Source organism: Streptococcus constellatus, assembly GCF_902167705.1.
GTDB lineage: Bacteria > Bacillota > Bacilli > Lactobacillales > Streptococcaceae > Streptococcus > Streptococcus constellatus_A.
In genome coordinates, this window is sequence record NZ_CABHMZ010000007.1 from 66,153 (window position 1) to 80,156 (window position 14,004).

The window sequence follows — 14,004 nt, forward strand, 5'->3', positions numbered from 1 at the left end:
AAAAGAGAACTTCAAGTTTTTTGCTTTTTAAAGACTAGTCGAATGCTTTGGCTGTATTTTTTGGTCAGGATAGATATAATTTATGGCGTTGTTGATAGCCGTAGGTGCTTCGCCTAGTCCTGTGGCAATCAAATCAATCTTTCCATCGTAGCTACAGCAATCTCCCGCAGCATAGATACCTGCGACAGAAGTTTCTTGTTTACTATTGACAATAATCTTGTGGCGATTGAGCTCCAGCCCCCATTTTTTTAAGTTTCCGACAGATGACTTGAAGCCATAATTGACAAAGAGTTGATCAAGTGGTAAGAGCCCCGTCTCCTCGCTTTTCACTTTAGTGATTTCAAGATGAGTCAGTTTGTTTCCCTCTCCGATAAGCTTGCTTGGTACAAATGGTGTTTTAATCGTCACATTTGAAGCTTTTAATTCATTGACGCTATGCTCCAAAGATCGGAAGTTGTCCCTGCGGTGAATGATACTGGTTGGTGCAATCTTATCAAAAGCCAATGCCCAATCAACAGCAGAATCACCGCCTCCTAGAACAACAATATTTTGTCCAGCGTATTGGTTGAGATTAGAAACATGATAGTGAATGTTTTCAAATTGGTCTACATTTTCTAGCTCAAGCGGACGTGGTTTAAAGGCTCCGCCTCCCATGGCAATCAAAATGGCTCTTGAGATGTGTTTTCCTTTACTGGTTGTTAAAGTGAACAATTCATCGTTTTTTTCAATATCTAATACGGTCTCATTGAGATGTATGCTTGTTTCAAATGTTTTTACTTGATCAATCAAACGCTCAATCAATTCTTCACCTGTTAGATTGGTAAAACCAGGAACATCCAGAATTTTCTTTTCGGGATAGAGAATGGCTGGCTGTCCACCGAGCTGAGGCAGTGAATCAATCAAATTCACTTTTGCTTGACGCATGTGAGCATAAAAAGCAGCAAAAAGCCCCACAGGCCCTCCACCAATAATTGTAATATCAAAAATTTCAGACATGATTTCTCCTTAAAATGATAACGTATTTCTATTCTATCACAAAATGAGGAAAACGATAGAGAAATTGTGTTAGGATACATGAATTATGATACAATAGTTACAGATTATATTATTTATTAAGGAGAAATACATGCAAGCAGTTGCACATTTTATTGAAACATTTGTTCCAGAACATTATACGATCTTTTTAGATTTGAATCGGGAGCAAAAAACATTTACAGGTAAGGTCAGCATTAGCGGGGAAGCGAAAGGAGAAAAAATCTCTCTTCATCAAAAGGATTTGACAATCCAATCTGTTGAAGTAGCTGGCGAAGCGCGTCCTTTTTCTGTGGATAATGAAAATGAAGCAGTTTACGTTGAACTTGGTCAAGCGGGAGCTGTTGAAGTAACGCTTACTTATACAGGTAAAATTACAGATAATATGACGGGGATTTATCCATCTTACTATACTGTCAATGGTGTCAAAAAAGAAGTTCTTTCTACTCAATTTGAAAGTCATTTTGCGCGTGAAGCATTTCCAAGTGTGGATGAGCCAGAAGCAAAAGCTACGTTTGATCTTTCTTTGAAATTTGACCAAGAAGCAGGAGAAATTGCACTTTCAAACATGCCAGAAGTTGATGTAGAAAATCGAAAAGCAACTGGCATCTGGAAGTTTGCAACAACTCCTCGCATGTCGTCTTATCTTTTGGCGTTCGCGGCTGGTGATTTGCAGGGCGTTACAGCAAAAACGAAGAATGGTACTTTGGTCGGCGTGTACTCTACCAAAGCTCACCCTGCTTCAAATTTGGAGTTTGCCTTAGATATTGCAGTTCGCTCTATTGATTTTTATGAAGAATACTACGGAATAAAATATCCGATTCCTCAATCTCTGCATGTAGCTTTGCCAGACTTTTCTGCAGGAGCTATGGAAAATTGGGGCTTGGTTACTTACCGTGAAGTTTGTCTTTTAGTAGATGAAAATTCAACCGTTACAAGCCGTCAGCAAGTAGCTCTTGTGATTGCTCACGAATTGGCTCACCAATGGTTTGGTAACCTGGTTACAATGAAATGGTGGGATGACCTTTGGCTCAATGAAAGTTTTGCCAATATGATGGAATATGTCTGTGTGAATGCCATTGAACCAACATGGAACATCTTTGAGGATTTCCAGACAGGTGGCGTTCCACTGGCTCTAAAACGAGATGCAACTGACGGTGTTCAATCTGTTCATGTGGAAGTTAAACACCCAGATGAAATCAATACTTTGTTTGATCCAGCGATTGTTTATGCCAAAGGAAGCCGTCTCATGCACATGCTTCGTCGTTGGTTAGGAGATGAAGCCTTTGCAAAAGGTTTGAATGCTTATTTTGCAAAACACCAATACAGTAATACGATTGGTCGTGACTTATGGAATGCTCTCGGTGCAGCTTCAGGACGTGATGTAGCAGCCTTTATGGATTCGTGGTTAGAACAACCAGGTTATCCTGTTTTGACAGCGGTTGTGGAAAATGACACTCTCAAAATTTCTCAAAAACAATTCTTTATTGGAGAAAAAGAAGAAAAAGGTCGTCTATGGGTTGTACCGTTGAATAGCAATTGGACTGGTATTCCAGATACGCTAGAAACAGAGACGCTTGAAATTCCAAATTATGCAGCTCTTGCAGCCCAAAATGAAGGAGCCCTTCGATTTAATACAGAAAATACGGCGCATTACATTACCGATTACCAAGGTGAGCTTCTAGATAATATTTTGGCGACTATTACGGACTTAGACAATACAAGCAAGTTGCAGGTGGTGCAAGAACGTCGTCTGTTGGCGGAAGCAAGTTCCGTTTCATTTGCAGACTTGATTCCAGTTATCGAAAAATTAACCAATGAAAAATCTTATCTTGTAGTATCTGCTGTGAAGGCTGTGCTAAATGGTTTGAAGACTTTTGTGGACGAAGGGACAGAAACAGAAGCTGCCTTTAAGAAATTACTCGTTAAGCTGAATCAAGCTAATTTTGACCGACTTGGCTTTGAGGCGCAAGACGGTGAAACAGATGAAGATGAATTGGTTCGTCAAATCGTTGTGGCAAATATGATTGCATCTGATGATGAACAAGCGAGCCAAAAAGCGAGTCAAATCTTTGAAACCTACCAAGAAAACATGGAAAAACTTCCAGCAGCCACTCGCTTGCAAATTTTGATTAACCAAATCAAACACCATGAGACAAAAGAATTGACCGATCAATATTTAGCAACTTACATTGCAACGGTTGACGGCAACTTCCGATATCAATTGGCTTCGGCTCTTTCTTATACCAAGGACGAAACAACACTCACTCATCTTTTAGAAGAATGGAAAAATAAGGATGTTGTAAAACCGCAAGATTTAGCAATGAGCTGGTACTTTACTTTCTTGCAACACGATTTCACACAAGGAACTGTCTGGACTTGGGCGCGTGACAATTGGGATTGGATTAAGGCAGCTCTTGGTGGAGATATGAGTTTTGATAAATTTGTCATTTGTCCAGCAAGTACTTTCAAGACGCGTGAACGTTTGGCAGAATACAAAGCCTTCTTTGAGCCACAATTATCTGATTTGGCAATTAGCCGTAACATTAGCATGGGAATCAAAGAGATTTCTGCTCGTATTGACTTGATTGACAAAGAAAAAGCAGCTGTTGAAGCAGCAATCAAAGCAGCAGTATGACAGTATAAAAGAGAAAAGGTTGAATGATAATGTCAGCCTTTTCTTATTGCATTTTGCTGTTTTATTAAAAAAAGTGATAGTTTTTGAAAGAAAATGCTTGACTTTGAAATAAATTGGTGTATAATAAATCTGTAAACGATTGCAGGAAGGAGTGAGGTCTATCTTAAAATCAGAACGCAAACAGGTGATTTTAGAGGAAGTCAATCGTCATCAAGTTGTCTCTCTAGATATCTTGGTTCGTTTATTAAATACATCTGAGTCAACAGTTCGTAGAGATTTAGATGAATTGGAAGATGAAAGAAAACTGCGCCGAATTCACGGTGGGGCAGAAAGCATTCATTTTCTTCAAGAGGAAGAAAGCAATCAAGAAAAATCTATCAAAAACGTTCAAGATAAATTACGAATTGCGCAAAAAGCAGCGGAATTGATACAAGAACAGGATGTCATTTTTATTGATGCTGGAACGACAAATGAATTGTTAGTCAATGAGCTTTCAAGCAAACATATGACGGTTGTGACCAACTCCATTCACCATGCTACAAAATTAGTTGAGAAAAACATTCCAACGGTTATTATCGGAGGAGTTGTCAAAAGCTCAACAGATGCTAGTATCGGTGGTGTTGCCTTGAACCAAATCGGTCAGTTGAATTTCAATAAAGCTTTTATTGGTATGAATGGAATTGATGAAAATTTCTATACAACGCCTGATATGGAAGAAGGAGCAGTCAAGCGAGCGATTCTTGAAAATGCCAAGCAGACTTATATCTTAGCTGACGCCTCAAAAATTGGTCAGACCTCTTTCGTGAAAGTCGCACCTATCAAACGTGCAAGCATTATTACTAGTGCTTGTGCCAATGAGCAATTGGAGAAGATAAAAGAAAAAACGGAGGTTATTGAAGTATGATTTATACTGTTACGCTTAATCCTTCTATTGACTATATTGTCCGTTTGGATAAGGTCAATGTTGGAAGCGTGAATCGTATGGAGAGCGATGATAAATTTGCTGGTGGCAAAGGCATCAATGTCAGTCGTGTACTCAAACGTTTGGGAATTGACAATACAGCGACTGGCTTTATCGGTGGTTTTACAGGAAAATTTATTACTGATACTTTGGAAAATGAAGCGATTGCGACCAAATTTGTCCAAGTGTCAGAGGATACGCGTATCAACGTTAAGATTAAAGCAGACGCTGAGACAGAAATCAATGGAACGGGTCCGACTGTCTCACCAGAGCAATTGGTAGCCTTAAAAGATATTCTTTCAGGGCTTTCAGAGAAAGATACAGTTGTCTTTGCAGGGTCAAGCAATAAAAATTTAGGCAATGTTGTCTACAAAGAGCTGATTAGCCTGACGAGACAAACTGGAGCACAAGTCGTTTGTGATTTCGAGGGACAAACACTTATTGATTCACTAGAGTTTCAGCCATTATTGGTAAAACCAAATAATCATGAGTTGGGTGATATTTTTGGAGTAAAACTAGAAAATTTAGATGAGATTGAAAAATATGCTCGTGAAATTCTAGCTAAAGGTGCGCAACATGTCATTATTTCTATGGCAGGCGACGGTGCACTTTTGGTAACAAAGGACGGAGCTTATTTTGCAAAACCAATCAAGGGAATCGTAAAAAATTCTGTCGGAGCTGGTGATTCAATGGTTGCAGGCTTTACTGGCGAATTTGTTCGTTCAGGAAATGCTGTTGAAGCCTTCAAATGGGGAGTAGCTTGCGGAACGGCAACGACTTTCTCTGATGACTTGGCAACAGCCGCTTTTATTAACGAAACGTATGAAAAAGTAGAGGTAGAAAAAATATGAAAATTCAGGATTTACTGAGAAAAGATGTGATGTTGCTTGATTTACAAGCAACTGAAAAAACAGCTGTTATTGATGAAATGATTCGCAGTTTAGTTGACCACGGTTATGTGACAGATTTTGAAACATTCAAAGAAGGAATCTTGGCTCGTGAAGCTTTAACGTCAACAGGCTTGGGTGACGGGATTGCCATGCCACACAGTAAAAATGCGGCAGTCAAAGAAGCAACTGTTCTGTTTGCAAAATCAAACAAGGGTGTGGATTATGAAAGTTTAGACGGGCAACCAACAGATTTGTTCTTCATGATTGCTGCACCGGAAGGAGCGAACGATACTCACTTGGCTGCACTTGCAGAATTGTCACAATATCTGATGAAAGATGGATTTGCAGACAAACTTCGTCAAGTAACTTCGCCAGATGAAGTGATTGCATTATTTGACCAAGCGTCTGAAAAAGCAGCAGAGCCCGCAACGGTAGCACCAGCAACTGAAGGCGGTGATTTCCTTGTTGCGGTAACAGCATGTACAACAGGTATTGCACATACTTATATGGCACAAGAAGCACTCCAAAAGGTAGCTGCTGAAATGGGCGTTGGTATCAAGGTCGAAACCAACGGTGCTAGTGGTATCGGAAACAAACTGACCGCAGAAGATATTCAAAAAGCAAAAGCGGTTATTATTGCGGCTGATAAAGCTGTGGAAATGGATCGATTTGACGGCAAGCCATTGATTAACCGTCCGGTTGCTGACGGCATTCGTAAAACAGAGGAATTGATTAACTTAGCATTGTCAGGAAAAGCAGAGGTGTATCATGCAGCCAATAAAGAAGCTACCTCCTCTTCAACGAATGCAGCAGGCGGTTTCTATAAACATTTGATGAGCGGTGTTAGTCAAATGCTTCCATTCGTTATCGGTGGTGGGATCATGATTGCAGTAGCATTCTTGATTGACCAAGCAATGGGAGTACCAAAAGATCAATTAGCAAATCTTGGTAGTTATCATGAACTTGCAGCTATGTTTAAGAATATTGGTGGCTTGGCCTTTGGCTTTATGCTTCCTGTACTTGCTGGTTATATCGCTTATTCTATTGCTGAAAAGCCAGGTTTAGCACCAGGTTTTGTAGCAGGTAGTATGGCTTCAGCAGGTCTTGCTTTTGGTAAAATTCCATTTGCAGAAGGTGGGAAAGCTACTCTTGCTCTTGCTGGTGTACCTTCTGGTTTCCTTGGAGCCCTAGTGGGTGGTTTCCTTGCAGGTTACGTTGTAAACTTCCTTAAAAAAGCCTTGAGTGGTCTTCCAAAATCACTTGAAGGTATCAAGTCCATTCTACTTTACCCGCTGTTGGGAACCTTGCTAACTGGTTTCTTGATGCTGTTGGTGAATATTCCAATGGCAGCTATCAATACTGGCTTGAATAGTTTCCTAGAAGGCTTATCTGGTAGTTCAGCTGTCCTCCTTGGACTCGTTGTAGGTGGTATGATGGCTATCGATATGGGTGGTCCTTTCAACAAAGCAGCCTATATCTTTGGTACAGGAACTCTTGCAGCAACTGTTTCAACAGGTGGTTCAGTTGTAATGGCAGCAGTTATGGCTGGTGGTATGGTTCCACCTCTTGCAGTCTTTGTTGCAACCCTTCTATTCAAAGATAAATTCACCGAAGAAGAACGCAATTCAGGTTTGACAAACATTGTTATGGGTCTCTCATTCATCACGGAAGGTGCCATTCCATTTGGTGCTGCTGACCCTGCCCGTGCCATTCCAAGCTTTATGGTTGGTTCAGCTTTAGCAGGTGCACTTGTCGGCATGGCTGGTATTAAACTCATGGCACCACACGGAGGTATCTTCGTTATTGCACTTACTTCAAATGCCCTTCTCTATATCATCTTCATCTTGATTGGCGCAATTGTAAGTGGTGTGTTATTCGGAGCGCTTCGCAAACCATTGAATAAATAATGATGAGTTTCATCGTTCTAGGAGTTGGAGAAAAATTCTCTAGCTCCTTTTTTTAATCTAAAAGAAAGATTGAAAGGAGATGATTTTCATACTGATTAAAATAGTCAGGCGCTGGAAAATATGTTATAATTTTAATAACGCATATTTTGAGGAGAAACGAAATGGAATTACAACGTGAAAAAGAATTTGTTAGTCAATATCATTATGACGCACGTAATCTAGAATGGGAAAAAGAAAACGGAACGCCAGAAACGAAAGTGGATGTCAATTTTCAATTGTTAAATCAAGATCAAGAGGGACAAGTGACTTCTATCGTTGTAATTGTGAGTTTTATGATTGTCTTTGATGCTTTTGTCATTAGTGGAACCATCTCACAAGTCAATCATATTATGGGACGAATTGTCAATGAGCCAAGTGAATTTGAGCAGGACGAAGTAGAACAATTAGCTCGTCCAAGTTTGTCCGTCTTAAATCGTTTGACCTATGAAGTAACAGAAATCGCCTTGGATTTACCAGGTATCAATTTGGAGTTTTAATGCATGAAATTAGCCGTAATCACTGATTCGTCAGCATATTTGGACAGCAGAGTCATCGAAAATGAGCATTTATTTGTCTTAGATATTCCCGTTAGTATTGATGGGGTTGAGTATATTGAAGGAAAGAATCTTTCTGCTAGTGAATTTTATCAAAAAATGGCAGCTTCTAGTGAATTACCAAAGACTAGCCAACCGAGTATTGCCAGCTTAGTAAATGTCCTTTCTTTAGTAGAAGAGCAAGGTTATACACATGTCATTGGTCTGTTTTTATCAAGTGGCATTTCTGGTTTTTATCAAAATATCCAATATTTGAAAGATGAATTTCCAAGCTTAGAAATTGTTTTTCCAGATTCAAAAATCACAAGTGCGCCACTTGGAATGATGGTGGAGCATATTTTGAACTGGGCTGAACAAGGGTTAGCGTTTGAGCAAATTTTAAGCAATCTTGACGTTCAAATCAAGGGAATTGGCGCTTTTATCATGGTAGATGACTTAAATCATTTGGTGAAAGGCGGTCGTTTGTCGAATGGTGCTGCAATTCTAGGAAACTTGCTCAGTATCAAACCAATTCTTTACTTTAATGATGAGGGAGTCATTGAGGTTTATGAAAAGATTCGTACCGAGAAAAAAGCTACGAAACGTCTGATTGAGATTGTCAAAGAGCAGACTGCACAAGGAAATTACCAAGTGATGATTATTCATGGAAATGCACTGGAAAAAGCAGAACATTTACATCAATTATTGTTAGAAGATGGTGTTTCCGGAGAGATTCCGATTGCGACATTTGGCAGTGTGATTGGGACTCACTTGGGTGCTGGAAGTATTGCCTTAGCTTATATTCCGATTGTTTAAGGAGAATTCCATGAGTATAAAGGTCATTATTGCTGGTTTCAAAGGAAAAATGGGACAAGCTGCTTATAAAATGGTGACAGAAGATCCTGCATTAGAGCTCGTTGGATTGCTTGACCCGCTCACTCCAGAAAAAGAAGTAGCTGGTGTTCCCGTTTTTAATCAGAAAGAAGATTTGAGTGGCGTAGAAGCGGATGTATGGGTTGATTTTACAACTCCTAAAGTGGCGTATGAAAATACTCGTTTTGCATTAGAGCATGGCTTTGCACCTGTGGTCGGAACGACTGGATTTACATCGGATGAAATTAAAGAGTTAGTTGAGTTTTCTCGGCAAAAAGAGCTAGGAGGCTTGATTGCTCCTAATTTTGCTGTGGGAGCGGTTCTCTTGATGCAATTTGCAGCACAAGCAGCTAAATATTTTCCAGATGTGGAAATCATTGAACTACATCATGATCAGAAAAAGGATGCGCCGAGCGGCACTGCGATTAAAACAGCTGAATTGATCAGCAAAGTTCGCCCAAAGAAGCATCAGGGTGCAATGGATGAAAAAGAAATATTGGCAGGAGCGCGCGGCGCAGAAATGGACGGTATGCGCATTCACTCGGTTCGTTTACCAGGCTTGGTGGCGCATCAAGAAGTCATCTTTGGCGGTCAAGGTGAAGGGTTGACGCTGCGTCATGATTCGTACGATCGTAAGTCTTTCATGACGGGGGTGAATTTAGGTATTAAGGAAGTGGTCAAGAAAAAAGAACTTGTCTACGGATTGGAATATTTATTATGAGATTAGAAAATCTGCCTTCTGAATTTCAGGAGGCTTTACCAGTATTAAAGAAGATTAAGGATGCCGGTTTTGAGGCGTATTTTGTCGGCGGTTCAGTCCGCGATGCTTTATTGAATCGACCGATTCATGATGTGGATATTGCAAGTTCCAGTTATCCAGAAGAAACCAAGCGTATTTTTGAGCGAACGATTGATGTTGGGATTGAGCATGGGACAGTTTTGGTGTTAGAAGATGATCATGAGTACGAAGTGACGACTTTTCGGACAGAGGATATCTATGTAGATTATCGCAGACCTAGCCATGTCACGTTTGTTCGTTCTCTCGAAGAAGATTTAAAACGGCGTGATTTTACAATCAATGCTTTGGCTTTGGATGAAGCGGGGAATGTGATTGATTTATTTGAAGGGTTGGATGATCTGAAACAGCAGATCTTACGTGCTGTAGGAATACCTTCGGAACGCTTCAACGAAGACGCCTTGCGCATTATGCGAGGTTTTCGTTTTCAGGCATCCTTAGGCTTTTCATTAGATACAGACACATTTCAGGCTATGAAAATGTGTGCGCCACTATTAGAAAAAATTTCTGTAGAGCGGACTTTCATTGAATTTGACAAATTATTGACAGCGTCTTATTGGCGTAAAGGATTGAAAAGTTTGCTTGCCAGTGGTGCAACAGACTATTTGCCTGACATGCGCAGCAGTCAATTACAATTGGAAACGATGTTTGATGTTAAAACAGATTTTCAATTTACGAGTTCAGAGCAAGCCTGGGCTGCTCTCTTAATGGCTCTTCAAGTAAAAAATGTTAAAAAATTCCTCAAGCATTGGAAAACTTCAAATGAATTTCAAAAGCGCGTAGAGCAAATTGTCACGATTTATAATATTCGCCAAAAGCATTTTCTGGATAAAGAAGAATGCTATCGTTTTGAACTGGACCTAATGATACAAGCAGAAGAAATTCGTCAAGCACAGGGACTAGCGGTTGATTTTGAAAACATTCATTCTACTTATGATTCACTAACGATTCATGATAAACATGAAATTGTTGTCAATGGTGGTCTGTTAATCAAAGAATTTGGCTTTAAGCCGGGACCTGCTTTAGGACAGCTCTTGACTGAGATTGAGACGGCTATTGTGAATGGTGTCTTGGACAACCGTCTTGAAGCTATTTTAGCTTTTGTAGAGGAGAGAAGATGAGTGACTTTATTGTTGAAAAGTTGACTAAAACGGTGGGAGATAAGACTGTTTTTAAAAACATTTCCTTTATTCTTCATGGTTTGGATCGGATTGGCTTGATTGGGGTTAATGGAACTGGAAAAACGACTCTTTTGAATGTCCTGTCTGGAAAATCAGGATTTGATGGGGATGTCAATCCCTTTTCTGCACATTCGGGCTATAAGATTGGTTACTTAACTCAAGAACCACGCTTTGATGACGACAAGACGGTACTAGATACGGTTTTATCTAGCAATCTGCGAGAAATGCAGCTCATTCGTGAGTATGAGCTATTGCTGTCTAACTATGATGAAAGCAGTCAATCTCGTCTAGAGAAAGTTATGGCTGAAATGGATGCTCTTCAAGCATGGGAAATTGAAAGTCAAGTTAAGACTGTTTTGTCGAAGTTGGGTTTGAACGATTTATCTGCTAAGGTCGGCGACCTGTCGGGTGGTTTGCGACGCCGCGTGCAATTAGCGCAAGTCTTGTTAGGAGATGATGACTTATTGCTCCTTGATGAGCCAACCAACCATTTGGATATTGATAGTATCGAATGGCTGACGAATTTTTTGAAGAATTCCAAAAAAACGGTTCTTTTCATTACCCATGACCGCTATTTTCTAGATCATGTTTCGACACGGATTTTTGAATTGGACAGCGGAGATTTGCTTGAATATCAAGGAAATTATCAAGATTACGTTCGTTTGAAGGCGGAACAAGACGAGCAAGATGCTGCCCTTCTCCATAAAAAGCAGCAACTTTATAAGCAGGAATTGTCTTGGATGCGCCGCCAGCCACAGGCCAGAGCAACCAAGCAGCAAGCACGTATCAATCGTTTTCAGGATTTGAAAAAGGATTTATCTGATCAAGCGACTCAGACAGACTTAGAAATGAATTTCGAGACCAGTCGGATTGGTAAAAAAGTGATTGAATTTAAAGATGTGGATTTTGCTTATGGTAACAAAAAGCTCCTTTCTCATTTTAACTTGCTGGTTCAAAATAAAGATCGGATTGGGATTGTGGGGGATAACGGTGTTGGAAAATCCACTTTGCTCAATCTAATTGCTGGGAAATTAGCACCTCAATCTGGTCAACTGATTATTGGTGAGACAGTTCGTGTGGCTTATTTCTCACAGCAAATTGAAGGGTTGGACGAATCCAAACGCGTTATCAATTTCTTGCAGGAAGTCGCAGAAGAAGTTAAGACATCTGCGGGGACGACATCTATTGCTGAACTCTTGGAACAATTTCTCTTTCCTCGCTCCACTCATGGAACTTTGATTGAAAAATTGTCCGGAGGAGAGAAAAAACGGCTCTACCTTCTGAAATTATTGTTGGAAAAGCCGAATGTTTTGCTGTTGGATGAGCCGACTAATGACTTAGATATTGCGACATTAACGGTGCTAGAGAATTTTTTGCAGGGTTTTGCTGGACCAGTTATGACTGTTAGTCACGATCGGTATTTCCTTGATAAAGTAGCAGATAAGGTTTTAGCCTTTGAAGAGGGAACGATCAGAGAATACTTCGGTAATTATACTGATTATTTGGATGAAAAAGCGTTTGAGCTAGAGAGCTCTGCTATTTCCCAAAAGCCGGAAAAGGAAAAAGTAGCTAAAGTGCGAGAGGAAAAGAAGCGCTTAAGCTACTTTGAAAAACAGGAGTGGGAGTCTATTGAGGGAGATATAGAGAAGCTTGAGGAGAAAATTGCAGCTATTGAGCAGGAAATGCAGGAATATGCTTCGGACTTCGGCCGACTCGCTGAACTCCAAAAAGAGTTGGATGGTAAAAACGATTTACTCTTGAAGAAATATGAGCGCTACGAATACTTGAGCGAGTTAGTATAGAATTGACTAACGCATGCTGTGTGTATCGAGTACAATTACATTTTTAAACAAGGTCTATTTACAAGTCCTATAAAATTTGGTATAATATCAACTAATTAAATAAGAATCCGCAAGACTAGTAGCTTAGGGGAAGTTTGACAGGGAGAAGAGCCAGAGACTGAGAGCTCTTTAGATGAAAACTAGGTGAATTCACTTGCAAAAGGATTGAGAATTAAGGTCTGGGAAGCCAGATAAAAACGGATGGTACCGCGTGTCAACGCTCCGCTTATGGAGTTTGGCATGCGGTTTTTATATTTGGAGGAATTATGTCAACCATTGAAGAACAATTAAATAAGCTTAGAGAAGAAACACTGGCGTCGTTGAAAAAAATCTCAACTGAAAATGAAAAAGAAATGCAAAATCTACGAGTTTCTGTTCTTGGGAAAAAAGGCTCTTTAACAGAGATTTTAAAAGGCATGAAAGACGTCTCTGCTGATATGCGTCCGATTATCGGGAAGCATGTTAATGAAGCGCGGGATATTTTGACCGCTGCTTTTGAAGAATCTGCAAAGCTACTAGAAGAGCAAAAAGTTGCTAATCAGTTAACGAGGGAGTCAGTAGATGTCACCCTTCCTGGTCGGAAAATTCCTGCTGGGAATCGTCATGTTCTTAGCCAAACAAGTGAAGAAATTGAAGATATTTTTATCGGCATGGGCTATCAAGTCGTAGATGGTTTTGAAGTTGAAACAGACTATTACAACTTTGAGCGGATGAATTTGCCAAAAGATCACCCAGCGCGTGACATGCAGGATACTTTCTATATTACAGAAGAAATTTTGCTGCGCACTCACACCAGTCCAGTACAAGCTCGTGCTATGGACGCTCATGATTTTTCGAAAGGGCCTCTGAAAATGATCTCGCCAGGGCGTGTGTTCCGACGGGATACGGACGATGCGACGCATTCTCATCAATTTCATCAAATTGAAGGTTTGGTTGTCGGCAAAAATATTTCTATGGCAGACCTTCAAGGAACATTGCAGCTCATTGTGCAAAAGATGTTTGGAGAAGACCGCAGCATTCGTCTGCGTCCGTCCTATTTCCCATTTACAGAGCCGTCTGTTGAGGTGGATGTTTCTTGCTTTAAATGTGGTGGGCAAGGATGCAATGTCTGCAAAAAGACTGGCTGGATTGAAATTATGGGAGCTGGAATGGTGCACCCTCGTGTCCTTGAAATGAGCGGCATTGATGCTAATGTTTATTCTGGTTTTGCTTTTGGACTGGGTCAAGAACGGGTGGCTATGCTGCGCTACGGTATCAATGACATTCGTGGCTTCTATCAAGGTGATGTTCGTTTTTCAGAACAATTTAAATAA

The 14,004-nt window shown here is 40.3% G+C and carries 11 protein-coding genes; 10 read left to right on the plus strand and 1 reads right to left on the minus strand.

The genetic code is table 11. From position 1 onward, the window contains the following. Positions 1–27 precede the first annotated feature (27 nt). Positions 28–996, minus strand: a complete 969-nt coding sequence (locus tag FQ204_RS02205; protein ID WP_144208057.1) for an NAD(P)/FAD-dependent oxidoreductase — start codon at positions 994–996, stop codon at positions 28–30. Between the two features lie 130 nt (positions 997–1,126). On the opposite strand from FQ204_RS02205, the gene FQ204_RS02210 reads away from it, so the two are divergent. The 10 genes from FQ204_RS02210 to pheS all read left to right on the plus strand — a co-directional run bounded on the left by FQ204_RS02210 (position 1,127) and on the right by pheS (position 14,004). Then, the gene (locus FQ204_RS02210) at positions 1,127–3,670 is read left to right on the plus strand and encodes a M1 family metallopeptidase (protein ID WP_144208060.1); all 2,544 of its coding nucleotides are present in this window, start codon (positions 1,127–1,129) and stop codon (positions 3,668–3,670) included. A 160-nt stretch (positions 3,671–3,830) separates the two neighbouring features. Beyond that, complete coding sequence (locus tag FQ204_RS02215; RefSeq protein WP_144208410.1) at positions 3,831–4,574, plus strand: DeoR/GlpR family DNA-binding transcription regulator; 744 nt, start codon at positions 3,831–3,833, stop codon at positions 4,572–4,574. Next, positions 4,571–5,482, plus strand: coding sequence for a 1-phosphofructokinase (pfkB, locus tag FQ204_RS02220; RefSeq protein ID WP_144208063.1), 912 nt, complete (start codon positions 4,571–4,573; stop codon positions 5,480–5,482). Before FQ204_RS02215 ends, pfkB begins: the two co-directional genes overlap by 4 nt. Next, entirely contained in the window at positions 5,479–7,428 is a 1,950-nt protein-coding gene (locus FQ204_RS02225) for a fructose-specific PTS transporter subunit EIIC (RefSeq protein ID WP_144208066.1), read from the plus strand. Before pfkB ends, FQ204_RS02225 begins: the two co-directional genes overlap by 4 nt. A 161-nt stretch (positions 7,429–7,589) precedes the next feature. After that, the gene (locus FQ204_RS02230) at positions 7,590–7,964 is read left to right on the plus strand and encodes a DUF1149 family protein (protein ID WP_144208069.1); all 375 of its coding nucleotides are present in this window, start codon (positions 7,590–7,592) and stop codon (positions 7,962–7,964) included. A 3-nt stretch (positions 7,965–7,967) separates the two neighbouring features. Beyond that, positions 7,968–8,816, plus strand: a complete 849-nt coding sequence (locus tag FQ204_RS02235) for a DegV family protein (protein ID WP_144208072.1) — start codon at positions 7,968–7,970, stop codon at positions 8,814–8,816. A gap of 10 nt (positions 8,817–8,826) precedes the next feature. Further along, complete coding sequence (gene dapB, locus FQ204_RS02240) at positions 8,827–9,594, plus strand: 4-hydroxy-tetrahydrodipicolinate reductase (RefSeq protein WP_144208075.1); 768 nt, start codon at positions 8,827–8,829, stop codon at positions 9,592–9,594. Beyond that, the gene (locus FQ204_RS02245; RefSeq protein ID WP_144208078.1) at positions 9,591–10,790 is read left to right on the plus strand and encodes a CCA tRNA nucleotidyltransferase; all 1,200 of its coding nucleotides are present in this window, start codon (positions 9,591–9,593) and stop codon (positions 10,788–10,790) included. The genes dapB and FQ204_RS02245 overlap by 4 nt, the downstream gene beginning before the upstream one ends. Beyond that, the gene (locus FQ204_RS02250) at positions 10,787–12,652 is read left to right on the plus strand and encodes an ABC-F family ATP-binding cassette domain-containing protein (RefSeq protein WP_144208081.1); all 1,866 of its coding nucleotides are present in this window, start codon (positions 10,787–10,789) and stop codon (positions 12,650–12,652) included. The genes FQ204_RS02245 and FQ204_RS02250 overlap by 4 nt, the downstream gene beginning before the upstream one ends. 305 nt (positions 12,653–12,957) lie before the next feature. Further along, positions 12,958–14,004: a phenylalanine--tRNA ligase subunit alpha gene (gene pheS, locus FQ204_RS02255; RefSeq protein ID WP_144208084.1), complete on the plus strand. Its 1,047-nt coding sequence runs from the start codon at positions 12,958–12,960 to the stop codon at positions 14,002–14,004.

Excerpts from the sequence above, each read along its gene's own strand:
- FQ204_RS02250 (WP_144208081.1), top strand. The coding sequence starts at position 10,787 with ATGAGTGACTTTATTGTTGAAAAGTTGACTAAAACGGTGGGAGATAAG.
- FQ204_RS02245 (WP_144208078.1), top strand. The coding sequence starts at position 9,591 with ATGAGATTAGAAAATCTGCCTTCTGAATTTCAGGAGGCTTTACCAGTA.
- FQ204_RS02230 (WP_144208069.1), top strand. The coding sequence starts at position 7,590 with ATGGAATTACAACGTGAAAAAGAATTTGTTAGTCAATATCATTATGAC.
- pfkB (WP_144208063.1), top strand. The coding sequence starts at position 4,571 with ATGATTTATACTGTTACGCTTAATCCTTCTATTGACTATATTGTCCGT.
- FQ204_RS02235 (WP_144208072.1), top strand. The coding sequence starts at position 7,968 with ATGAAATTAGCCGTAATCACTGATTCGTCAGCATATTTGGACAGCAGA.
- dapB (WP_144208075.1), top strand. The coding sequence starts at position 8,827 with ATGAGTATAAAGGTCATTATTGCTGGTTTCAAAGGAAAAATGGGACAA.
- FQ204_RS02205 (WP_144208057.1), bottom strand. The coding sequence starts at position 996 with ATGTCTGAAATTTTTGATATTACAATTATTGGTGGAGGGCCTGTGGGG.
- pheS (WP_144208084.1), top strand. The coding sequence starts at position 12,958 with ATGTCAACCATTGAAGAACAATTAAATAAGCTTAGAGAAGAAACACTG.
- FQ204_RS02225 (WP_144208066.1), top strand. The coding sequence starts at position 5,479 with ATGAAAATTCAGGATTTACTGAGAAAAGATGTGATGTTGCTTGATTTA.
- FQ204_RS02210 (WP_144208060.1), top strand. The coding sequence starts at position 1,127 with ATGCAAGCAGTTGCACATTTTATTGAAACATTTGTTCCAGAACATTAT.